The 24,130-nt window shown below is 44.0% G+C and carries 21 protein-coding genes and 1 tRNA gene; 10 read left to right on the forward strand and 12 right to left on the reverse strand.

Annotation, left to right across the window (positions count from 1 at the left end; translation table 11 throughout):
- Positions 1–348 precede the first annotated feature (348 nt).
- The 5 genes from IEY48_RS13175 to IEY48_RS13195 form a co-directional block, all read right to left on the reverse strand.
- Positions 349–434, reverse strand: a tRNA-Leu gene (locus IEY48_RS13175).
- Between the two features lie 247 nt (positions 435–681).
- On the reverse strand, positions 682–1,014 hold the full coding sequence (locus tag IEY48_RS13180; RefSeq protein WP_229786457.1) for a hypothetical protein: 333 nt from the start codon (positions 1,012–1,014) through the stop codon (positions 682–684).
- 186 nt (positions 1,015–1,200) lie between these two features.
- On the reverse strand, positions 1,201–2,073 hold the full coding sequence (gene rluB, locus IEY48_RS13185; RefSeq protein WP_188921041.1) for a 23S rRNA pseudouridine(2605) synthase RluB: 873 nt from the start codon (positions 2,071–2,073) through the stop codon (positions 1,201–1,203).
- 213 nt (positions 2,074–2,286) lie between these two features.
- Positions 2,287–5,370, reverse strand: a complete 3,084-nt coding sequence (locus IEY48_RS13190; protein ID WP_188921043.1) for an efflux RND transporter permease subunit — start codon at positions 5,368–5,370, stop codon at positions 2,287–2,289.
- Between the two features lie 3 nt (positions 5,371–5,373).
- On the reverse strand, positions 5,374–6,453 hold the full coding sequence (locus IEY48_RS13195) for an efflux RND transporter periplasmic adaptor subunit (protein WP_188921045.1): 1,080 nt from the start codon (positions 6,451–6,453) through the stop codon (positions 5,374–5,376).
- A 185-nt stretch (positions 6,454–6,638) separates the two neighbouring features.
- Between IEY48_RS13195 and IEY48_RS13200 the strand changes: the two genes are divergently transcribed.
- Positions 6,639–7,562 carry a LysR family transcriptional regulator gene (locus IEY48_RS13200; RefSeq protein ID WP_188921047.1) on the forward strand — a complete coding sequence of 308 codons (924 nt, stop codon included), beginning with the start codon at positions 6,639–6,641 and terminating at the stop codon, positions 7,560–7,562.
- 23 nt (positions 7,563–7,585) lie between these two features.
- On the opposite strand, the gene scpB is transcribed toward IEY48_RS13200, so the two are convergent.
- From scpB to rnm, 4 genes are read right to left on the reverse strand one after another with little or no spacing between them, the layout of a single operon-like run.
- Entirely contained in the window at positions 7,586–8,233 is a 648-nt protein-coding gene (gene scpB, locus IEY48_RS13205; RefSeq protein WP_188921048.1) for an SMC-Scp complex subunit ScpB, read from the reverse strand.
- Positions 8,234–8,268: 35 nt separating this feature from the next.
- Positions 8,269–9,057, reverse strand: coding sequence for a segregation and condensation protein A (locus tag IEY48_RS13210; protein WP_188921050.1), 789 nt, complete (start codon positions 9,055–9,057; stop codon positions 8,269–8,271).
- A 33-nt stretch (positions 9,058–9,090) separates the two neighbouring features.
- On the reverse strand, positions 9,091–9,711 hold the full coding sequence (locus IEY48_RS13215) for an L-threonylcarbamoyladenylate synthase (protein WP_188921052.1): 621 nt from the start codon (positions 9,709–9,711) through the stop codon (positions 9,091–9,093).
- Entirely contained in the window at positions 9,708–10,568 is an 861-nt protein-coding gene (gene rnm / locus IEY48_RS13220) for an RNase RNM (RefSeq protein ID WP_188921054.1), read from the reverse strand. Before rnm ends, IEY48_RS13215 begins: the two co-directional genes overlap by 4 nt.
- A 447-nt stretch (positions 10,569–11,015) precedes the next feature.
- On the opposite strand from rnm, the gene IEY48_RS13225 reads away from it, so the two are divergent.
- The 9 genes from IEY48_RS13225 (at position 11,016) to xthA (ending at position 19,688) form a co-directional block, all read left to right on the forward strand.
- Positions 11,016–12,572: an anthranilate synthase component 1 gene (locus tag IEY48_RS13225; protein ID WP_188921056.1), complete on the forward strand. Its 1,557-nt coding sequence runs from the start codon at positions 11,016–11,018 to the stop codon at positions 12,570–12,572.
- A gap of 29 nt (positions 12,573–12,601) precedes the next feature.
- On the forward strand, positions 12,602–13,204 hold the full coding sequence (locus tag IEY48_RS13230) for an aminodeoxychorismate/anthranilate synthase component II (protein WP_188921125.1): 603 nt from the start codon (positions 12,602–12,604) through the stop codon (positions 13,202–13,204).
- Positions 13,204–14,247: an anthranilate phosphoribosyltransferase gene (gene trpD / locus IEY48_RS13235; protein ID WP_283106260.1), complete on the forward strand. Its 1,044-nt coding sequence runs from the start codon at positions 13,204–13,206 to the stop codon at positions 14,245–14,247. The genes IEY48_RS13230 and trpD overlap by 1 nt, the downstream gene beginning before the upstream one ends.
- Positions 14,240–15,643, forward strand: coding sequence for a bifunctional indole-3-glycerol-phosphate synthase TrpC/phosphoribosylanthranilate isomerase TrpF (gene trpCF / locus IEY48_RS13240; protein ID WP_188921058.1), 1,404 nt, complete (start codon positions 14,240–14,242; stop codon positions 15,641–15,643). The genes trpD and trpCF overlap by 8 nt, the downstream gene beginning before the upstream one ends.
- 56 nt (positions 15,644–15,699) lie before the next feature.
- Positions 15,700–16,872 carry a tryptophan synthase subunit beta gene (gene trpB, locus IEY48_RS13245; RefSeq protein WP_188921060.1) on the forward strand — a complete coding sequence of 391 codons (1,173 nt, stop codon included), beginning with the start codon at positions 15,700–15,702 and terminating at the stop codon, positions 16,870–16,872.
- On the forward strand, positions 16,865–17,668 hold the full coding sequence (gene trpA, locus IEY48_RS13250) for a tryptophan synthase subunit alpha (RefSeq protein WP_188921062.1): 804 nt from the start codon (positions 16,865–16,867) through the stop codon (positions 17,666–17,668). The genes trpB and trpA overlap by 8 nt, the downstream gene beginning before the upstream one ends.
- A gap of 327 nt (positions 17,669–17,995) precedes the next feature.
- The gene (locus tag IEY48_RS13255; RefSeq protein WP_188921064.1) at positions 17,996–18,547 is read left to right on the forward strand and encodes a septation protein A; all 552 of its coding nucleotides are present in this window, start codon (positions 17,996–17,998) and stop codon (positions 18,545–18,547) included.
- Positions 18,548–18,582: 35 nt separating this feature from the next.
- The gene (locus tag IEY48_RS13260; RefSeq protein WP_188921065.1) at positions 18,583–18,882 is read left to right on the forward strand and encodes a YciI family protein; all 300 of its coding nucleotides are present in this window, start codon (positions 18,583–18,585) and stop codon (positions 18,880–18,882) included.
- Positions 18,882–19,688: an exodeoxyribonuclease III gene (xthA, locus tag IEY48_RS13265; protein WP_188921067.1), complete on the forward strand. Its 807-nt coding sequence runs from the start codon at positions 18,882–18,884 to the stop codon at positions 19,686–19,688. Before IEY48_RS13260 ends, xthA begins: the two co-directional genes overlap by 1 nt.
- 102 nt (positions 19,689–19,790) lie before the next feature.
- On the opposite strand, the gene IEY48_RS13270 is transcribed toward xthA, so the two are convergent.
- From IEY48_RS13270 to IEY48_RS13280, 3 genes are read right to left on the reverse strand one after another with little or no spacing between them, the layout of a single operon-like run.
- Positions 19,791–21,020, reverse strand: coding sequence for a hypothetical protein (locus tag IEY48_RS13270; protein WP_188921069.1), 1,230 nt, complete (start codon positions 21,018–21,020; stop codon positions 19,791–19,793).
- Positions 21,021–21,062: 42 nt separating this feature from the next.
- Positions 21,063–23,390 carry a bifunctional diguanylate cyclase/phosphodiesterase gene (locus IEY48_RS13275; RefSeq protein WP_229786458.1) on the reverse strand — a complete coding sequence of 776 codons (2,328 nt, stop codon included), beginning with the start codon at positions 23,388–23,390 and terminating at the stop codon, positions 21,063–21,065.
- Between the two features lie 8 nt (positions 23,391–23,398).
- Entirely contained in the window at positions 23,399–24,088 is a 690-nt protein-coding gene (locus IEY48_RS13280; RefSeq protein WP_229786464.1) for a cupredoxin domain-containing protein, read from the reverse strand.
- Between the last annotated feature and the right edge of the window lie 42 nt (positions 24,089–24,130).

The raw sequence follows: 24,130 nt of genomic DNA on the forward strand, positions 1-24,130 counted from the left end.
AGATGAAAAGAAGATTTGCCTAAATCGATCCCAATTACTTTAATAGTAGACATGATGGTTCGCCTCTTTGATTAGCCTACCCTAAGTTTAGCTTAGCTTAGGGGTGAGGCGGACCATCTAATTAAGCCCCAACTTATGTTGAGGCTCTTTTACACCATACTTACGTATGTAAAGAATGGTACCCGAGGCCAGACTTGCACTTGCACGCCTGATGTTCAACCAGAGCGCGAGGGATTTTGCCCTTAGCCTTTTAGCTTTAAATCTTAACGATAAAACTCAAATTTCAGATATAAAAAAGCCCCAACTTATGTTGAGGCTCTTTTACACCATACTTACGTATGTAAAGAATGGTACCCGAGGCCAGACTTGAACTGGCACGCTTATTCAGCGAGGGATTTTAAATCCCTTGTGTCTACCGATTCCACCACTCGGGCAAAACTTGTTGTGTTTTGATATCAAATATCAAGGCACTAAATTTTGATTTCCAGTAAGTTAATTTAGGTCGTTTTTCGCGTCCCGCTTAACTTGGTGCATACTTTACTGATTTTTTTACGCCAGGCAACAAAAATATTTACCTGAACGAACCGAACGCTTCAAAATTCGTCAATTCGATTTAAATTACAGCAAACTGAGTAAGTTAACGCCAGCAGTTCTCTATATTGCCCAATACAAGCTGCGTAATTAATTCGCTCTAACTGGTGTTAAGCCTTTACTGCGATTGGTCACAGCATCTTCAATGTCAAAACCCGCTTGCGACCAAACTTGCGCCTCTTCTACGTTAAAAGATTCTTTTGCCCAAATAGTGGCAGTGTCTAAACTAAAATTAGCTTGCACCCAACCATCAGCTTCGGTGGCACCAAAACCACGGACACGCCAGTTTTGAGCCTGAATCGCATCAAACCCTATCGATTTCCATTGGCTAATTTCACGCTCAGACATGCCTTCCCAGCTTGGTGCTGAAGCACAGCCAACAACCAATGACACCAATAGACCAGCAAACAGTTTCTTCATCATTTTCAATCACTCACAATAATACCCAAGTCTTGCAAAGCGCTTGTAAGGTATAGCGTTTATTAATGTTGCGGATAATATCTGAAATTGGACTTTATACAAGCAGGATGACTTAGATTTAATCTATAAATTAACACAATAAAAAAGGCCGCTTTAGCGACCTTTAAAGATAAAACCTTCACCAGGTAATTAGTCTCGTTGGCGAGTTGGTTTTCCGTGGTTTGAACCCACTTTATGTTTACGTACCGCACGGCGAATTTTGGCACTCTTCACTTTAGAGCGCGCTACACTGTGTTTGTCTGTACCCAGCATCGAACGTGTTTCTGGCTCTAAACCGGCAAGTTGACGTAAATAGTTAACTTGATCAATAGGTAGTTCAACCCAGCCTCCACGAGGCAGTGTTTTAGGTAACTCAACTTGGCCGTAACGCACACGGATCAAACGGCTTACCTGCACTTCTTGTGATTCCCATAAACGACGTACTTCACGGTTACGTCCTTCACGTAGGGTCACATGCCACCATTGGTTAATCCCTTCACCACCAGCAGCTTTTATGCTGTCAAATTGTGCTGGGCCGTCTTCTAAAGTCACGCCAGTACGTAAACGCTGTACTGCGGCTTCTGGCACTTCACCAAAAGTTCGCACTGCGTATTCACGCTCAACTTCGTTTGATGGATGCATTAAACGGTTCGCTAATTCACCATCACAGGTAAACAACAATAAACCCGAGGTATTAATATCTAAACGACCAACAGCAACCCAGCGAGCATCACGCACTTTAGGTAAACGCTCAAACACGGTCGTACGACCTTCAGGATCTTTGCGCGAGCAAATTTCACCTTCAGGTTTATGGTAAGCAAGCACACGACAAACAATGTCATCTGCTGATTTTAATGAAATCGCGCGGCCATCAATACGTACTTTAGCATCAGCTTCAACACGATCGCCTAAACTGGCAATTTCACCGTCAACACTAACTCGGCCTGCAGCAATCCATGCCTCCATCTCACGACGGGAGCCATGGCCTGCACGGGCCAAGACTTTCTGCAATTTTTCACTCATTAGCGGGGACTCTTTAAAGAAATTCTATAGAAAGCAAAAGGTTAATTACATTTTGCTTTATTGTCTTTTTAGGATTGTACCCGCCTATGGCGCATACAATAAGAAAAGTGCGCTGATTATACGCTGAATATGGCAAACGAGCAAAAAATAACAAAAGAAACCGCCGACCCAACTAAACGGGTCGGCGGTCATTAAGTTTCGCTCAACCAGTGTTTAACCGTGAGTGATGTCTTGTTTATCAAAACGAATGTTAAACAATAAGCTGTACATCACTGGCAATACCACTAGGGTTAACAATGACGCAAACCCAAGACCAAAGATGATTGTAATCGCCATCGAACCAAAGAAAGCATCGCTGATAAGTGGGATCATCCCAAGCATGGTCGTAATTGCCGCCATCATTACCGGACGAACACGACTCACACAAGAGTGAACCAATGCATTTGTGGGTGCGGCGCCGTCATGAAGTTCAAGGTTTATCTGTTCAACCAATACAATGCCATTTTTGATCACCATGCCCGATAAGCTCAATAAGCCAAGCAAGGCCATAAAGCTAAATGGTGCGTCAAACAACAATAAGCCTGCAGATACACCAATTACCGCAAGTGGCACAGTGAACCAAATCACTAAAGGTTGTCTTATCGAGTTAAATAATAATACGGTAATTAAAAACATCGCCAAATACCCTAATGGAATTGAGCTAAATACCGCCGTTTGTGCTTCACCTGCTGATTCATATTCGCCGCCCCACTCTAGACGGTAACCCGCAGGCAACTCAATGGCTTCAACTTTCGCTTTAACCTTGCGGTGTACTGAGTCAGCGGTTTCATTTGAGCCCAATTTAGGATCAGCCAACACTGCTAACATGCGGATCCTGTCGCGGCGCATCACCAAAGGATTTTCCCATTCAGTGCTAAATTCACTAACAACTTGAGTTGCTGGTACAAAGGTATTGTTCTCGGTACTCCAAATTTGCATTTTCCATAAACTGTCTGCGTGTAAACGCTCTTCTGCAGGTGCACGAGCAATAATGGGTAATAAATGGCTGGTTTCACGGTAGATGCCAATTTGCTTACCGCTAAAGTTAAGCAACAGTGCATTATCTAAGTCTTGCTTACTTATGCCTGTTTCACGCGCTTGAGCATTGAGTAATTGCGGGCGGATAACGGGCACTTGATTACGCCAGTCATGACGCACACCATCCATTGTGGGTTCAGCATTAAAAATAGCTTTGGCCTTTGTTGCTAAAGCACGAAGCACTTGTGGGTCTTCACCGTAAAAACGCGCCTCAATTTTGGCTGCTGGCGAAGGGCCATTCTCCATCATCTTTAAGCGATATTGTGCTTGTGGGAACTGCTCTGCTAAATAACGTTCAACTTCGGGCATATACGCTTTAACGGCATCTAAATCTTCCATTTCGATGATCATTTGAGCAAATGCGGCGTAACCTTTTTCAGGCTGATATGGCAATACAAAACGTTGTGCACCTTGGCCAATCACACTCGACAAATGCACCATGCCAGTATTGTTTTTCTCATCTTCCTGCATCAGTTTTTGTTCAATATCTGATACAAAACGCTCAGTCGCTTTAATGTCTGTGCCTTCTGGCATCCATACATCGACAAAGAAAATAGGCGTATTTGAAGCCGGGAAAAACACATTTTTAATGTAGCCAAAACCAAACACCGCCGACACCAACATAGCCAGAACTAGCAACAAGGTGACGATGCGATTACGAAGCACGAATGATAATGTGCCGCGATAAGCGGTAAATAACCAGCCTTTGTAAGGGTCACTTTCTTCATCACTAGGCTCAGCATCTTTAAACAACACATTACAGAAAAACGGCGTTAAGGTGATGGCGGTAATCCAGCTAATGAACAACGAAATCATCAACACTTGGAATAACGAACGACAAAACTCACCTGCGGCATTTTGTGATAAACCAATTGGCGCAAAAGCGATAATGGCAATAATGGTTGCACCTAATAACGGCCACTGGGTTTGCGATACAATCAGCTTCGCCGCTGCTAGGCGAGTTTTACCACGCTGTAAACCAATTAACACCCCTTCAGTGATCACAATGGCGTTATCCACCAACATCCCGAGTGCAATAATCAGTGCCCCTAGCGAAATAAGCTGTAGCTCAATGCCTAATACTTTCATCATAATGAAAGTACCTAAAATGGTGAGCAGTAAAATAAGCCCCATCAATAAGCCTGAACGTAGCCCCATAAAGAGCAACAATACGGCTATTACAATGCCGATCGACTCTAGTAAGTTGATCAAAAAGCCTTGTACTGTGTTATCCACTTCATGACTTTGGTTATAAACAGTATCTAACGCCATACCGATAGGTCGTTGCGACTCTAACTCTTGTATACGTTGATTTACGCGTTCACCTACGTCAACCACATTGACACCACCTGAAAATGAAATCCCCAAACTGAGCGCCAATTGGCCACGGTTATGGTAAATCACGCTCGGTGTTTCATCATAATCTTTGGCAATATGAGCAATGTCGCCTAAATAAATCAGCTCGGTGCTGCCTGGTGAACTCACCACCAGACGAGACAGCTCTTTTACAGAGCTAAACTCACCTGTTGGGTGTAATCGAATGCGGTTATCGCCAATAACGATACTACCGGCATTAGACACTACGTTTTGATTATTGACTAGGCTATAAATGTAGCTTTGATCTAACCCTAAAGCAGACAGCTTTTGTTGTGATATTTCAATGACTACTTGTTCTGTAATATTGCCCACAACTGATACTTTTTTAACCCCTGGAACCAACACGAGTTCACGGCGTAAAAAGTCTGCATAGTTGCTTAATTCACGGTTATTAAAATCATCACCCGATAAATTAAGTAAAATACCGTAGACATCACCAAAATCGTCAATTACTTGTGGGGTGGCAGTTCCTGGCGGTAATTGGCCTTCAGTATCACTCACTTTACGACGCATTTCGTCCCACACTTGCGGCAAACGAGTTTTGTCGTAACTGTCTTTAATTTCGATTTGAATTTGCGATAAACCCGCGCTGTTAATTGAGGTAATGTGTTTTACCCCATCTAACTGCTGTAAGGCATTTTCAAGCGGCAAGGTCACTTCTTCTTCAACTTGCTCTGGTGATGCACCAGGGTATGAGGTAATCACCAACGCCTGCTTGATGGTAAATTCAGGAAATTCGAGCTGACCTAAACCGGTAAATGCCACGCTACCGCCGATGAGCAGCAACAGCGTAAACATCCAACTAATGACCTTGTTGTTAATGGAGTACTCAGCAACACTCATCGCTTATACTCCTCGCTGCCAATGTAATGGCTTGACCTTCATACCAGCGCTCAGTTGAGAGACGCCTGCAGCAACAATAAAATCGCCTTTATTTAAGCCGGTTAAAACTTCTACGCCTTCACTACTCACTCGGCCGATAGTGACATTTACTGGGCTCACAACACCGCTTTGTTGATCAAACTTCCATACGGTCATTTGGCCATTGGTATCGGCTTTATCCACTGCAGTCACAGGCACAACGGCGGTAAAAACACTTTGATCAAGCGTCGTTGGGCTTATGGTTAATTCAGCGCTCATACCAGGCAGTAGCTGTACGTCTTTTGGTTGCGCTAAAGAAAATACCACTTCGTACGCCTGAGTACCGGGTGTCACTTGCGTAGAGTATTCTTTAAAACTTGCTTCAAACTCTTTGTCGTTCATCGCACTAAAACGTACTTTGGCTTTTAAGTCGTGATTCACTTTTTGTGCATACTTGGCCACAATCACTTCTGGTACTTGAATACTAATATCCAATAAATGGTTATTTTGTAACGTCAAAATACCTTGATTAGCTTGTACGATTTGATGATTATCAACCATACGCTTGGCGATGGTGCCACTAAAAGGGGCTTCAAGGCGGGTGTAGCTGAGTTGATCTTTAGCGGCTTCTAAGGTTGCTTTAGCCGTTTTTAATTGCGCTTTACTGCTGTCAAAGGCTGCTTGAGAAATCAATTTACGGCTAAACATGGCTTGGTTACGGGTATATTCAGCCGACAAAAACTCGTAATTGGCTTCACTGGTCATGAGGTTATTTTTGGCATCGCGATCATCTAGCTTTGCCAGTAAATAACCTTGTTTAACTTGCTCTCCTTCAACAAGATCAAGTTTGACGAGTTGACCAGAGACTCTAAACGATAATTCAGCACGGCTATTAGCCGCCACTTTAGCTGGAAATTTATGTATTTGATTAGCCGCCGATTCTGAGACTTCAAATAATTTAACTGGGCGAATAACGTCTTTTTCTACGGTTTTTTCTGCTTGCGAGCAACCCGCAAAAAACACAGAAACAAGCAATGTTAGTGGTAACATTGAGTGATATTTCATCGGTAAATCCTTGGTGATAGTGATGCGACAGACATAAAAATATTGATAATAAGTCCGAAGGAGGTAAATTTTACAGAAGTACATGAACAATACGCTGATTTACAGTTGCATTAAACGGGTTTGTTTGGGAATATCAATCCCACTATTTGAGTTTGACTTGTCCGTCATCATTTTGAGCATAATTAATGAAAACCGAAGACATAGCCTTATTTCACCGAATTGTCGAAACTGGCAGCATACTTGAAGCATCAAACTTACTCAATTTGCCAAAATCGACCGTTAGCCGGCGGTTAATTTCTTTAGAAGAATCCTTAAATATTAAGCTGTTTCATCGTTTAAGCCGCTCAATTTCGTTAACGTCTGCTGGCAGTCAATTTTATCAAAAAACATTAACAATGCTGGCAGAACTTGAGCAAACTTTAGCAGAAATTACCGACACCAAAGCTGAGTTAACCGCGCATTTACGCATTTTGATATTCCCTGTGCCGCAAATAATGGATGTCATCCGCAAAATATTTGCCTTTATGGATGAAAACCCCAAAGTCTCTATCGAGATGATCACTAGCACAGAGCCCTTAGACATGGTGCGTAACAACATTGACATTGCCTTTATGGTCAATGAAACCTTTACCGAGTTTGATATGGTGGCTAAACCTATCCTCAGTGAAGAAATGTGCTTTTTTGCCAGCCCTGAATACCTAGCAAAAGCAGGCACGCCTTTAAAGCTAACAGATATTGAGAAGCATAATTCAATATTATTTCGCTTCCCTAATGGTAAAACATTCAGTGAGGTGCCGTTAGCAAACGATGTCTTGCAAGCGGTAAAAGGCAATCTGTGCACCAATAGCATTCATCTGGCTTATGAAGCCACTCGCCTCGGGAGAGGTATTGGTTACTTACCAAAAGGGTTATGCGTCGATGATGTACAACAAGGTAAATTGGTGCGCTTATTTGATGATTTACCCCCTTATATTGGGGTGGTGTTTTTGGTGTACCCATCGCGGCGTTTTTTAAACTTAACAGGCCAACGCTTATTGGATTACATGCAAACCGAGTTTCCACTCCAAAACACATCTGATTCAAGCATGGGTGCCAAACCTTGGATTTGATAACTTAAAAAATAGCGACTGAATTAGGGGTTATCAGGGAATTCTGGCTGTTGATTGTTATTGCTATCGAGTTTTTCACTGTCATTATCTGGCAGTGGTTCATCAAGGGCGATACTGGCTTTATCAAATAATGCCTGCAATGACGCAACATCGGTTAGTGCCGGTAAATCGGCCAATTTTTTTAAACCAAAATAATCTAAAAATTGATTAGTGGTAGCATACAGGGCTGGTCGGCCGGGCACTTCTTTATGACCAACCGCTTTAATCCAATGGCGATCAAGTAAACTTTTAATAATATGGCTACTGATTGCCACACCACGAATTTGCTCAATATCACCACGAGTCACCGGCTGCCTATAGGCAATCACCGCAAGGGTTTCCATGGTGGCACGTGAATACCTAGGCGCTTTTTCTTGCCATAGCGGCTGTAAAAATGGACTGAGAATTTCTTGGGTTTGAAAACGATAACCACTGGCAACTTTAACCAGTTGTACCCCGCGTTCTTGATAATCTTGTTGCAGTTCATCCAAGGCTTCTTGAATGCGCACGCGTGAGACAGCAAAGTCAGCCAATACGGTTTCTTTTAATGCCTTAATAGATAAAGGCTTACCCAACACAAACAAACTGGCTTCAATAAGTTGTTTTAATTGAATGGCATTAATTTGATTCATAACACTCAGGACTCAATAACAATGGTAAACGGCCGTTAAAACGCTTTAACGTAAATAGGTGAAAATGGCTCATTTTGTACAAGCTCAACCAACAACTCTTTCACCAGCTCCATTAACGCTAAAAAGCTGACAACAACGCCAGCACGGCCTTCACTGACATCGAATAAACTTTCAAAGCCAATAAATTCTGTGCTCGAAAGCTTAGCCAAAATTTGGCTCATACGCTCACGGGTTGATAATTGCTCGCGCTTAACATGATGGTCTTCATTGGCATCAATGCGCTTAAGTACTTCGCCAAAGGCGCGAGCAATATCGGCTAAAGACACTTCAGGTGGAACAACGACAGGTTTAATGCCCGGCGCTGCAACCACAGAGGCTTGAAAGACATCGCGATCAATTCGCGGTAATTCATCTAAATCGGCCGCAGCTTGCTTAATCACTTCATAGGCTTTTAACTGCCGAATAAGCACCACACGAGGATCTTCTTCCTCGTCATCTTCACTGGCCATTTTAGGCAATAATAGTCTGGATTTAATTTCAGCTAAGGTGGCCGCCATCACCAAATAATCTGCAGCCAACTCAATACGGGCTTCGGTTAAAATTTCAATGTAGGCCAAATACTGATGAGTAATTTGCTGAATAGGCAAATCGACTACATCGAGCTTTTGTTTACGAATTAAATACAACAGTAAATCCAAAGGACCTTCAAAGGTTTCTAAAAAGACTTCTAGCGCTTCTGGCGGAATAAACAAGTCTAGCGGCATGCTGTCCATCGCTTGGCCGCGCACTACCGCTAGCGGAAGACTTTGTTGATTGCCTTGCATGATTATCCCTTTGGATTCAGTTTAGACAGACGCTTATTCAAAAGTACTGGTATCGCCAGCACCGCGTCGTAAAATCACCACGTCGTCTTCCGACATATCTATTACAGTGGTTTGATTTTCTGGCAAATAGCCACCGTGAATAATGCCATCAACTTGATGCTCTAAAATATCGCGAATATGCTCAGGATCTGACTCAGCAAACTCTTCGTTTGGCATCACCAAACTGGTACTCATCATCGGCTCATCAAGGGCTTCAAGCAGTGCTAATGCAATTAAGTTATTTGGCACTCGGATACCAATAGTGCGTTTTTTATCGCACTGTAAACGGCGCGGCACTTCTTTAGTCGCTTTAAAAATAAAAGTATACGGCCCTGGAGTGCAGCTTTTAAGTAAGCGATACGCTTGATTGTCCACTCGGGCAAAGTTAGCCAGCTCAGATAAGTCACGACACATTAACGAAAAGTTAGTGTCGTTTTCAATCTGACGAATACGCACCATGCGCGTCATGGCATTTTTGTCGCCAATCATACAACCTAATGCATAACCCGAGTCGGTAGGATATACAATTACCCCACCTTGTTTAAGAATCGCCACAGCCTGGTTAATTAACCGAGCTTGTGGGTTTTCATCGTGAATATAGAAAAATTGACTCATGTCCGTTCCATCCAATTTTGAGATTGCCAAACCCACTCAACACCTTGGGGTTGGTATAAGTTTTTGCCTAGTTCAATCCAATTACTAGGAAAATGAAAATCACTGCCTACAGACGCAAGCAGGTTATTGAGTTTACTCAGTGCAATAAGGTTATTTCGATCGTCCAGCGTTTGCTGCCCCAAAATAACTTCCATTGCATCGCCGCCTGCTTCTGCATATTCGCGCACTAAACGCTTAAGCCACTTTGCCGACAATTTATAACCACTTGGATGCGCAAGTACAGCAACACCACCCGCTTGATGAATATGTTCAATGGCATTGGCCATGTCGCCCCAATTATTGGGCACATAACCGGTTTTACCGCGGGCTAAATACTTTTTAAACACACTGGGCATATCTGTTGCGTGGCCGTTATCAGCTAACCAACGAGCATAATGGCCACGGCTTAGCGCAGCATCGCCAGCAATGGCTTTAGCGCCTTCATACGCCCCTTCAATGCCTGCTTTGGCTAAGCGTTCGCCAATTTCTTGGGCGCGCACTTCACGCAGTTGGCGTTGATGCGTTAAAAAATCCAATAACGCTGTGTGGGTAATATCGACGTTAAGACCCACAATATGAATATCAAAACTGTTCCAGCGCGTCGAGATTTCACAGCCATTAATTAGCTTCAATGGCGTTGCATGTGCTTGGTTTGCAATATGCGCTTCAGCTAAGCCATCAACCGTGTCATGGTCGGTAATGGCAAACATCTCGACACCCTTTTCAATGGCGCGAGAAATTAATTGAGTTGGTGTCAGTTGACCGTCTGATGCGGTCGTGTGGCTATGAAGATCGGCCAATAGAGTCTCTGTAATCATTTGTTTATTGTACAAGAATACCAATAAAAATACTGCTGGGATTAATGATTAAATCTGAGCAAATAATAACTATTTTTAGACTAACAACGTGCTTTGCGTTCAATAAATCATCAGCAGACACGGCTCAACACATTTTTTAATGGTTTTTGAGTAATATTCAATTGACTTTAATGTCCAGCTGGGTTTTCCTATAGGCACGAAAGATGAACCCTAAAATAGCGATTAACAATGACACACTCTCTAGCTTCATTACACATTACCTGGTGGTGGCACTTCCCAAATTAACGGGTGGTGTGAAGCGTTGTGCTCATTTTAAGAGACAAGATTTTACCAAAAAGCCCGCAGAAATGTGGGCTTTATTGTTATTTGGCCCATAGGATTACCGGGTTAAACAACAGTTAAGGCAAACCAGATGATAAACATAATTACCCAAGGAGCGGCAGCATAGTGACCACACAATCTCAACTCGCTCAGGTTAGTACGCAAAAACAGGCGTTAACCTACCATACTGATCCACTTAATCTGTATCAGCATGTCACCCAAAACGCGCCGCATACTATGCTGCTTGAATCCGCCGAAGTCGAAAGTAAAGATCACCTTAAAAGCATCGTATTAACCCATGCCGCCATGATGATCCGCTGTGACGGTTATCAACTGACGTTTAGCGCCCTAACCGATAACGGCGCCAGCTTACTTGAGCCAATAGCCACATTTTTTAGTCACGCAGGCTTACAACGTCAGCCAAATAAATTAATCGTCACCTTACAAAAAGCCACCGAGCTACAAGATGAAGATGCACGCTTAAAATCAACCTCACCGCTTGATGGTTTACGCATGTTTGTGCAGCACATTCACACCAATAATGCGGTTAAATTTGAAGACTTATTTTTAGGTGGTGTACTGGCTTATGACTTAATTGACACAGTAGAGCCACTTCCTGCTGCGCCTAATGCCAATAACGATTGCCCAGATTATTTGTTCTACCTCGCAGAAACCTTGATATTAATTGATCATCAAACACAACAAGCTGACATTGTCAGTCATCAATTTAATCAAGACCCAGCCATTAAAGCGCAACTGCAAGCGCAAGTCGACACAGTCAGTTTGCAATGCACAACATTAGATGATGTTGCAGCGCTAAAGCCTATCGACGCAGAGACTGGTGTGAATATCAGTGACGAGCAATTCAAAAAAACGGTAGTAGATTTAAAAGAGCACATTGTCGCGGGCGATATTTTCCAGGTCGTGCCGTCTCGTTGTTTCAGTTTGCCTTGCCCTAATACATTAGGAGCATACCGCGCCTTAAGACTGACCAACCCAAGTCCATATATGTTTTATTTCCGCGGCCCTGATTTCACCTTATTCGGCGCCTCACCAGAAAGCGCCTTAAAATACGACGCAGCCAGCAATCAGGTAGAAGTGTATCCGATTGCCGGCACCCGCAAACGCGGTAAAAATGCCCAAGGTGATATCGATTTTGATTTAGACAGCCGTATTGAACTTGAGCTGCGTTTAGACAAAAAAGAGTTGTCTGAGCACCTTATGTTGGTCGACTTGGCCCGCAACGACATTGCCCGTATTAGCCAAAGCGGTAGCCGTAAAGTGGCCGAATTACTTAAAGTAGACCGTTACTCGCACGTGATGCATTTAGTCAGTCGAGTCACAGGCCAGTTACGTCTGGACTTAGACGCATTACACGCTTACCAGGCCTGTATGAACATGGGCACCTTAGTCGGAGCGCCAAAAGTACGCGCATCACAATTGGTGCGCGAAGCGGAACAAGCTCGTCGTGGCAGTTATGGTGGCGCTGTGGGTTATGTTAACGGTTTGGGCGACATGGACACCTGTATCGTGATTCGCTCAGCATTTGTCAAAAATGACGTCGCTTATATTCAAGCCGGTGCAGGTGTGGTGTTTGACTCAGACCCACAAGCCGAAGCCGATGAAACCCGTCAAAAAGCCCAGGCAGTGATTTCTGCCATCAAAATGGGAGGTGGACTATGAGCAACACCACCGAACAAGCGAGCGCTAAAATGAAATTATACCTACTCGATAACTTCGACTCGTTTACTTACAACCTTGTGGATCAATTCCGCAGTTTAGGCTGTGAAGTATTAATTTATCGTAACGATGTGAGCGCCGACTATTTAGCTGAAAAACTGATTAACGAAACCGGCAAAGCAGCTTTGGTATTATCACCAGGCCCAGGCGCTCCGCACGAGGCAGGCTGCATGATGGAGCTGATTGGTAAAGTGGCAGGTAAAGTGCCAATGCTAGGTATTTGTTTAGGTCATCAAGCCATGGCGGAATACTATGGCGGCAAAGTTGAGCGCGCGCCATTTGTAGTACACGGTAAAGCCAGCCCAACGTTTCACAATGGCCAGGGCGTATTTGCTAACTTACCCTCTCCGCTGCCGGTTGCCCGCTATCACAGCTTAGTGGCCACTCGCGTGCCAGATTGTCTAGAGGTTATCGCCACCACAGAGGACATGCCGATGGCTATCTTGCACCCTGAACATCAAGCCGTTGGGTTTCAGTTTCATCCAGAATCGATATTAACCACCCTAGGTAGCCAATTGCTGACGCAAACACTGGCTTATTTAACCCAAGACAATACTGCTATTGGAGGCGCATAATGGCTAACTTACAACCTTTATTCGACCACCTTTATCAAGGTCAGCAACTCAGTCGTGAACAAACCGCCCAGCTGTTTAGCACGATTATTGCGGGCGAAATGGAACCGGCCACCATGGCGGGAATGTTAGTGGCTCTTAAAATGCGGGGCGAAACCATTGACGAAATAACCGGTGCAGCAGATGCTTTAAGACACGCCGCTAAGCCTTTTCCTCGCTCTAAAGCATCGATTGAAAGCGGTATTGTGGATATTGTCGGTACGGGCGGTGATGGTTATAACACCATTAATATTTCAACCACGGCAGCCTTTGTGGCCGCCGCTGCTGGCGCTAAAGTGGCCAAACATGGTAACCGCAGCGTGTCGAGTAAATCTGGCTCATCTGACTTATTATCTCATTGCGGCATTGCCCTAACCATGGCACCAGAAGCAGCAAGCCAATGTTTAGATGAATTAGGATTATGTTTTTTATTTGCACCGCATTATCACGGCGGTGTCAGACATGCAGTACCGGTTAGAGCGGCACTCAAAACCCGCACCATTTTTAATGTACTTGGGCCATTAATTAACCCTGCCAAGCCTGAGTCAATGCTACTTGGAGTATACAAGCTTGAGCTGATTGAACCGATTGCCCAAGTGCTCAATGCCCTTGGGGTAAAACGCGCCATGGTGGTATACGGAAGCGGCCTAGATGAAGTGGCTCTGCACGATATTACCCATGTAGCAGAACTAAAAGACGGCGCTGTACGTACTTATCAGCTCACCCCTGAGGACCTTGGGGTCACGCGCGCTGATATCACCGCACTAACAGGCGGCGAGCCAAGTGACAATGCGCTGATTACTCAAGCCATTTTACAAGGTCAAGGCCAAGCCGCTCATCGTGATGCTGTTGCCATCAATGCGGGTTGTGCCTTGTATGTTAGCGGCATTTGCGACTCTGTTGCACAAGGCACACAGCTCGCGTTAGCCACCTTAGCCACAGGCAAAGCCTATACACTTTTAACCGATTTAGCCGCTGCAAGCCAAGCTGGAGAAAACAATGAGTAACCCAGAAAGTAACGTATTAACGCGGATTGTTGATACTAAAGTTGCCCATATCGCGGCCCTTAAACTGCGCTTTCCTGAAGCCAGTTTGCAGCCTAAGATATCTGATCGCAGTTTATACGCGGCGCTTAAAGCGCCTAATGCACAGTTTATTTTAGAATGTAAAAAAGCCAGTCCATCTAAAGGCCTCATTCGCACCGATTTTAACGTCGAAGCTATTGCCGATATTTACACTCACTACGCTGCGGGTATTTCGGTGTTAACAGACGAAGCATTCTTCCAGGGCGATATGGATTACATTCCACGGGTTCGCGCTCGAGTGACCCAACCTATCATCTGTAAAGATTTTTTTGTCGACCCATATCAGGTGAAGCTTGCAGCCCATCAAGGCGCAGATGCCATATTATTAATGCTGTCGGTACTCGATGATGCTCAATATCGCCTATTATCCGACGAAGCGGCTAAGTATCAACTCGATACCTTAACGGAAGTCAGTAATGAGCCAGAGCTACAGCGAGCGATTGATCTTAATGCGCCGATTATTGGTATTAACAATCGCAACCTACGTGACTTAAGCACTGATTTAGCCACCACCGAACGTTTAGCGCCACATATCCCAGCAGATCGCGTGGTGATTAGTGAATCAGGCATTTATAACCACCAACAAACCCGCCGCTTAAATCCGTTGGTCGATGGCTACCTTGTCGGCAGTTCAATCATGGCACAAGATGATATCGACCTTGCCTGTCGTCAGCTGATTTATGGCAACAACAAAGTCTGCGGCTTAACCCGCATTGATGACATTGCTGCAGTCGCTAAAGCCGGTGCCGTTTTTGGTGGATTGATTTTCCACCCTAAATCGCCACGAGCCGTCAGCGCAGACACCGCCGCACGACTCATTGCCCAAATGCAACAACAACACATCGCACTTAAGATGGTCGGGGTGTTTGTTAATGAACAGCCTGAAGTAATAGCGAACCTTGCCCAGTCGCTTAAATTATTCGCGGTGCAATTACACGGTAATGAAACCGAACTTGAAATTGATGCCCTGCGCGCATTGCTGACACAAAAGCAGCTCAGCACGCAAATTTGGAAAGCCATTGCCATCGACAATCAAACCGGTGCAGTGGCAAACAAACCGCAAGGTGCTGACCGATATTTGTATGACAGCAAATCGGCCGAGCAATTTGGTGGAACCGGCCAAACCTTTAATTGGCAAGCTGACATCGACAATAAAGCTGATGCCATGTTGGCTGGCGGTTTAACCCCAGACAATGTTTATCAGGCCAGTCAGCAAGGCTTTTATGGGGTAGATATTAACTCTGGTGTAGAATCAGCGCCTGGTCATAAAGATCATCAAAAACTGATTGCTGCATTTACCCAATTACGCCATAACTAATTTGTATATTACGACACGATTTTTAGCGATAACACGATTACTCGAAGGGAACATTTATGACCGAGCTCAAGCTTAACCCTTATTTCGGCGAATACGGTGGTATGTATGTACCACAAATTTTAGTGCCAGCCTTAAAGCAACTTGAAGCCGCCTTTGTTGACGCACAGCAAGACGAAAGTTTTCAAGCTGAATTTACCGACTTACTGAAAAACTATGCGGGTCGCCCAACAGCATTAACCTTAACCCGTAATTTAAGCCCTAACCCTATGGTAAAAATTTACCTTAAGCGTGAAGACTTACTCCACGGCGGCGCGCACAAAACCAACCAGGTGTTAGGCCAGGCATTATTGGCTAAACGCATGGGTAAAAAAGAAATTATTGCCGAAACTGGCGCTGGTCAACACGGTGTAGCAACCGCCCTAGCCTGCGCGCTTTTAGGCTTAAAATGTAAAGTGTACATGGGCGCGAAAGACGTTGAACGTCAGTCGCCAAACGTGTTCCGCATGAAGCTAATGGGTGCAGAAGTTATTCCAGTCACCTCAGGTTCTTCAACCCTTAAAGATGCCTGTAACGAAGCCATGCGAGACTGGTCAGCAAGCTACGACAAAGCGCACTATTTATTAGGTACGGCGGCAGGCCCACACCCTTTCCCAACGATTGTGCGTGAGTTCCAGCGTATGATTGGCGAGGAAACTAAAAAGCAAATACTTGAAAATGGTGGCTCAAACGCCATTGGTATGTTTGCAGACTTTATTGACGAGCCATCAGTTGAGCTGATTGGTGTAGAGCCTGCTGGTAAAGGTATCGACACCCCAATGCACGGCGCGCCGCTTAAACACGGTAAAACAGGCATATTCTTTGGGATGAAGTCACCGTTAATGCAAGACAGTTCAGGGCAAATTGAAGAATCATATTCAGTGTCAGCCGGGCTTGATTTCCCGTCAGTTGGACCACAACATGCACATTTGAATGCCATAGGCCGTGCTCGTTACGAGTCTGCCACCGATGATGAAGCATTAGACATGTTCCAAGAACTTGCTCGAAGCGAAGGGATTATTCCCGCATTAGAATCTGCTCACGCGCTGGCATATGCGGTACGTTTAGCCAAAGAGGCCACTAAGGAAACCATTCTGGTGGTTAACTTATCAGGACGTGGTGACAAAGACATTTTCACCGTATCGGACATTTTAGCAGCTAAAAAAGAGCAACAGGAGAGCGGCAATGAGTAACCGTTATCAAGCCAGATTTGCAGCCCTTAAAGCCCAACAAAAAGGCGCGTTCGTTCCCTTTGTGACCATTGGCGACCCAGGCCTTGAGCTATCGTTAAAAATTATTCAAACCTTGGTTGATAATGGCGCCGATGCCCTTGAATTAGGCTTTCCGTTTTCAGACCCGCTTGCTGACGGCCCTGTCATTCAAGGGGCCAATTTGCGCTCTTTAGCCGCAGGCACTAAACCTGATGATTGTTTTGAGCTTATCGCTGACATCCGCGCACAACACCCAGACTTACCAATCGGCTTATTACTGTACGCGAACTTGGTGTTTGCTAACGGTATTGATGCATTTTATGCCAAAGCCCAAGCGGCTGGCGTTGATTCAGTGCTTATTGCCGACGTGCCTGTTGAAGAGTCAGCACCTTTTGGTCAAGCAGCTAAAGCTCACGGTATTGCGCCTATTTTTATTGCGCCTCCGAATGCCGACGCTGACACATTAAAACTTGTCAGTGACAGTGGCGAAGGCTACACCTACTTATTGTCTCGTGCGGGCGTGACCGGTACTGAGTCAAAAGCAGGCCAACCGATTGAAAACATTTTAGCTCAGCTTGCAGAGTTTAATGCCCCACCACCATTACTGGGCTTTGGTATTGCCGAGCCTGAGCAGGTTCGTGACGCGATTAGCGCAGGCGCTGCTGGTGCTATTTCAGGGTCTGCTGTGGTTAAAATTATTGAAGCGCATCAACATGATGAAGCCACACTGTTAGCTAAGCTTGCTGAGTTTACCCGCGCAATGAAAGCGGCAACTTAAGGTCGATTTAGTATATGCCAAATAAAAGGAGCAACAGGTTTGCTCCTTTTTTTATGACCATGACATAATCACACCTAAATAACCTGAGCTCGGGATAATAAACGCTTCAAAGATTATTCTCCCACCCTCTCTAGTGCGACTAAAAAATATCGCATTGCATTACAAGTCATATCAGTGGATCACATTCGAGGGTAAAACCTGCTTCAATTGCCAATCACCTAGAGCTTGCTGTTCATAAACGCTGTAGCCTCATGTACAATCGAGCATCATTATCTAGTTGATCGCCGTGCTAGTGCGATTTTCGACCTTTTTTTGTTTGAGATATTTATGAAGCAACTGTTAGATTTTTTACCTTTAGTGATCTTTTTTGCTGTATACAAATTTTATGATATCTACACTGCTACCGGTGTATTGATTGCAGCAACAGCTGTGCAATTGGTGATCACATATTTATTGTATAAACACATTGAAAAAATGCATTTAGCCACCTTTGCAATGGTGACAGTATTTGGGTCGTTAACCTTGTTTTTTCATGACGATGCCTTCATCAAATGGAAGGTCACTATCGTCTATGCTTTGTTTGCGATGGGATTAATTGTGTCACAAGTCATGGGAAAACCTGCGCTGAAAAGCATGCTAGGAAAAGAAATGACAGTAGACGACAAAATCTGGACTCAGCTCACATGGTATTGGGTCAGTTTTTTTGTATTATGTGGTTTAGCAAATATTTATATTGCCTTTAGTTTACCACTTGAAACCTGGGTAAACTTCAAGGTGTTCGGCCTTACTGCCCTCACCTTAATTAATACGGTAATAACCGTTGTTTATCTGTACAGAAATATGCAAGAAGAACCAATTAACCCTGAAGATGGTCAGTGATCATCAATTCGTATTTCAATAAGGAAGCCGTCAACATGTGGTACATGATTTCATCTCAAGACGTAGAAAATAGCTTAGAAAAGCGTATGTCAGTTCGCGCAGACCATTTAGCTCGCTTACAAGCGTTAGCTGATGAAGGTCGCTTATTAACCGCTGGGCCACACCCAACCATTGACAACGAAAATCCAGGTGACGCAGGCTTTACTGGTTCATTGGTGGTTGCTGATTTCCCATCTTTAGAAGACGCACAAGCCTGGGCTGACGTTGACCCGTATATTGCTGCTGGCGTTTATAAAAGCGTTATCGTTAAGCCATTTAAACGAGTATTGCCTTAATGAAGATTGTTTCATTTAACATTAACGGTCTGCGCGCACGCTTGCATCAATTGCAAGCGCTGATCGACAGTCATTCGCCAGACATTATTGGCCTGCAAGAAACCAAAGTGCACGACGAAGCCTTCCCATTGGCAGACGTTGAAGCCATGGGTTATAAGGTTCACTATCATGGTGGTAAGGCCCATTATGGTGTGGCTATGCTGTCTAAGGCTGAGCCTTTAAACATTATTAAAGGCTTTGAAACCGACGAAGAAGATGCCCAACGCCGTTTAATCATTGGTCAGTTCAAACAAGATAATGGCCGTACATTAACCGTATTCAATGGTTATTTCCCCCAAGGCGAAAACATTAGCCATGAAACGAAATACCCAGCCAAACGTAAGTTTTATCAAGATTTGATGCTGCACCTAGAAAAGCACCATCAAGCAGATGAAGACATCGCGATTATTGGTGATATTAATATTTCACCCACTGATTTAGATATCGGCATTGGCGATGTCAATGCAAAGCGTTGGTTAAAAACCGGCAAATGCAGCTTTCAGCCAGAAGAACGTGAGTGGTTAGCGCGTCTGCAACAATGGGGCTTTATTGACAGTTTCCGTCATTTACACCCAAGTCGCACTGAGCGTTATTCATGGTTTGACTATCGCAGCAAAGGCTTTGATGACAACCGCGGCCTGCGTATTGACGTGATTTTGGTCACTCAGCCTATGGTTGCTCGCCTCGTTGAATCTGATGTTGATTATGATTTACGCGGCATTGAAAAACCGTCTGATCATGCGCCTATCTGGACCACGTTTAGTTAAGCTCACTCAGCGTACTTAAGTTCGGCAGTGAAATAGTTCGGCAGTGAAATAGTTCGGCAAAAAAATGCTATGCCATTATTGGTGTAGCATTTTTTATTAAACCTAAAAAAAGTAACGGCTAGACAGTTGCCATTGTTGTTCAACAAGATCGATAGGCTGGTTTAGATACTTTCTTGCAGGCCGAGTTGAGTCAATCACATTGTATTCAAACTGCATAAACCAGGGTCTATCAAGCTGATACTGATAAGCCACAGTAAACGACTGCCCATCCTCGTTGTTATCATCTTCAGGTGTGTCATCGTTATCAGTAACCGAAAAATCCTCTACTCGTAGACTGACTCTATGCTGCGACCAACGCTTACTTAGCATGATATAACCTGAGTGAAAGTCATTATCGACCACAGGCCAACCATCAGTATTGGTCATTATCGTACTGCCTTGCATATACTGACTGATTAAATTGATCCCCATAGGCAAGCGCCATTTAGCCCCTATATGACCAAATTGAGTTAACCACGCATATTGGCCTTGCTTAACAATTAAGGTATCCGCGTTATTGTCGTAATAACCCGCTTGCACACTGCCGTTGTTGCGCCAAGTCCACTTAGCCACTACATGCGCCCCAATACGATCATCAAGCTCTTTAAAAGGGTCTGAGTTTGCCGCTTGCTCGTCGAGCATACCACCAGGTTGCATAGCTGGTATGGCAGTGATGGGAAGGGTTTCTTGCAGCAGTGTTTGGCGTGAACTTTGGGTCCAACCATGCCAAGATAACATCGCGCCCGTGGTGTCGTTATACATAAACGCTTCGGCTGTTAACGAAAAATCATGGGCTGATTGACGGTATTTACCTAAAGACTCAACCGTGGTCGATAAACCGATATGCCTTACCTCTTCAGCAAGCCAGCTGTTCATGGTTGAATAACTTAAACTGTAAGGCGATGCCCATGCTGTGGCGACGTTTTCTAGTGATATTTTGGGGTACATTAAGCCAAATTCAACATCGAGTCGAATACCCGACTCGCTTGGAATATCGCGATAACGCACCATGGCTTCAGTTAAGCCAATACCATTATTAATCCCATCGACATAGGCATTAGCCACAATACGGCTCGACCACGCGTCGCCCCACTGAGCCTGGTAATTCAGTCCAAGTTGCGACAACGCAATTTGGCCGCCATTGTTGGCAGCGAGCTTACCTAATCCGCCATCAAGGTACGAGTCGATAGTATCAGCATAGCCAACCCGGATATCAACGACACCATGGATGCTATGTTCAACATCACTAAAACCAACTCCATTTGACTCAGCTTTGGCCTGAACGATACACAATAAACCACAAGCAATGATGATTAAGCGGTAAATAAGCGACTCCTAGTTAAATTCTGATTGACTGAGCCAGTCGTTAAACTGTAACTCAGGTAATGGTCTAGACAAATAAAAACCTTGGCCCATTTCACAATGACGCTCAGTGAGCCATTGCAAGGTCTCTTTATCTTCAATACCTTCTGCAACGACTTTAAGCCCTAGGTTATGCGCCAATTGTAAGGTTGATTGCACAATGATCTGGTCAGCCTCGGTATGCAGTAATTTTTGCACAAAAGACTTATCAATTTTAAGTTCATCTACAGGTAATTGTTTTAATTGCGCTAATGATGAATAACCCGTTCCATAATCGTCAATAGATAAGGTCAAACCATTGTTACGTAATAAGGTTAGCTGTTTAATCGCAAGCTCAGGATCTGACACGACCGCATCTTCGGTAATTTCTAACGTCAATGCTGACACCGGAACGCTGTGGTGCGCTAACGTATCAATAACCCAATGACAAAATTGCTCATCTTTTAAGTTTTCGGCAGAAATATTCACTGCGATACACATATCAATCCCTTTAGCCTGCCAACGATGGTACTGGGTGATTGCCTCGGTAATAACCCAGCGAGTGAGCGCATCCATTTGCATGGTTTTTTCTGCAATAGGAATAAATGTATCAGGCGGAATAATGCCGCGCTTAGGATGTATCCAGCGCACTAAGGCTTCAACATGGGTAATTTTTTGCTGGGCTAAATTCAATTTAGGTTGGTAGTAAAGCACTAATTGATTTTGTTCAATGGCTTCTTTCAGTTCATTAATTAATTGAAAACGTTCAATACTGTTTTTATCGATATTAGCATCGTAAATTTGATAATCGCGCTTGTTCATTTTAGCATGCTGCAACGCAGTATCGGCTTGCCTTAATAAAGTCACAATATCAACACCAGGCTGAGAAAAGCTCACTCCCGCGGTAAACTGTAAATGCAGCGAGATATCTTTATAACAATAGTGTTGACCAATTTGTACTTGCAACATGGCAAGAAAAGCGTCAAAGGTTGAGCGCTCAAACTCTTTAAAAGCCAGTACAAACTCATCACCCGACAAACGACATGCCAAGGCATTAGGGTTGATATGGCACAAGCGCTTAGCCACTTCTTTTATCACTTCATCACCCACAACATGACCTAAAGTGACGTTCACCTCGGTCATACGGCGAATATTGATTAAGCATATCGCCATCGATGAACCCGCCTCAATCCAAGGCTCACACACCCGGTGTAGTTGGTTTCGATTAGCTAAATTAGTTAAGGGATCATGAAAGGCTTGATGTTCAATGGCTTGCTCACGTGCCACAATCGCCTGTTGCATTGAGGTAAACTCACTCGCCAGTTGCTGTAACTCAACGCTCGAATCGACACTCACATTCGAATGGTAGTTTCCTTTAGCAATAAACCGCGCTTGGTCAATTAATTGCTTAATGGGCCGAGTAATGGTGCCCGAAATCCAAAAAGCCAATAATAATGATACAGGCAGCATCAGCAGCAGCACTGCCACTTGTTGTAACCATTGCGACTCTAGTGAGGCCAGTAAATCAGAGCGCGATTTATACATGTAGGCATGTAATGATTTATTATCCACCTCACCTAAAAATTGCTTCCATAAAATGAAGTCGTTATCGAGCTGATCTTTAACAATATATTGGGTCACTAGCTGAGTATCATGTTGTTCAATTGCCAAGCCAGAATGACCTACATGGCTGATTGCGTCTTGCTCAATTAACATAAAGCCACTGTTCAACCCGGTGAGTTTTTGCAAAGAATTGGCTAATGAATCACCAATTAAAAAACCAAAACCCACCCAACCAATCACGCTATTACCACCGCTAGTCAGCGGCGAAAACTTGATTTGATATAACTTGTCATCAAGCAAATAAAACGGACTGATTTGGTCAAATTCAGTGTCAATTTGGTAACGAAAAGGCGCATGTTGCTCTGAACCTAACGCCACAACTTCTTGGCCTAAATCATCTTGTGTGGCAACCAGCTGCCCTATTACCGTACCGTCACCCGACACCGCCATGGCGAGAGACGCATTAATTCGGCTACGATGATTATTGAGCGCCACCAGAAAACTGCGGTTGTCACCGTCAATAAATATGTCTTTTAAGCCAAAGTCTTTTGCTGCGGTAGAGGCAAACGCCGCCAAATAATAATTACGATTATCGTATTGCGACTCAAACACTAAACTCGCTACCTCAAGTTGATTGGCAACGTATTGTTGTTCGAGTCGTTGATTAGATTGATATGAAAGCCAAAAAGACAGGGCCAGTACCGCAATAATAACCAATACAAAAAACGCAAAAATCCGTGTCTGCAGACGATTAAACAAAACCAATATTAATATCCCTCTAGGAATTCGAATTCATCTAAACTTTGTTGTTTAGGGATACTATCAAATTCTGCCTCTAAGGTAATGGTCAGTGGCTGTTCTTGAGGTAAATGAAATGTTTGTGACTGTTGGTTGTCGGTGAGCTTTAATTGCGGATGCCAAACCTGCACAGTAAAGTCATCCTCTGGCAGTGAGTCAAAAACAACCTGCCCTTGGCTGTCAGTGATAGCATAAAATGGCGTATCAACCACCAGTAAATGTCCCGACATCCAGTCATGAATATTACATCCCATCGACACATGTCCAGCCTTTTCAAACAAAATTAACTCTTGAGCTTGCTCATTACGCAATTTAAATGAAAATCGCTTTGGGCCTAAAGCAGAATAGATATGGTGAGTGATGTCATCTTGGTTAACAAACGCAACCTCTTGGCCTTTTTGCACCACTGTAATATAAGGTGAAAATTGTTTATCTTTTTGATGCACCTCCGCTTTTGCTGGCACAAAATCAACCACAAGATTTGCATCATGATGCGGCTGTAAGTACACCACCAAATCTGCGGCGGGTTGACCTTGTTGATTGAGCACAGTAATTTGTTGCGCGTTGGCACTGAGCGTAAACAACAAAGCGATTACACTAGCCAACAATATTCTAAAACTAGACTTTAATTTAGCACCACTTACACACAAAACAGCCATCAACACTCCTTTATTAAACTAAGCTTTCATTCTTTGACTCAT

Source organism: Shewanella saliphila (genome assembly GCF_014648295.1).
Classification (GTDB): domain Bacteria; phylum Pseudomonadota; class Gammaproteobacteria; order Enterobacterales; family Shewanellaceae; genus Shewanella; species Shewanella saliphila.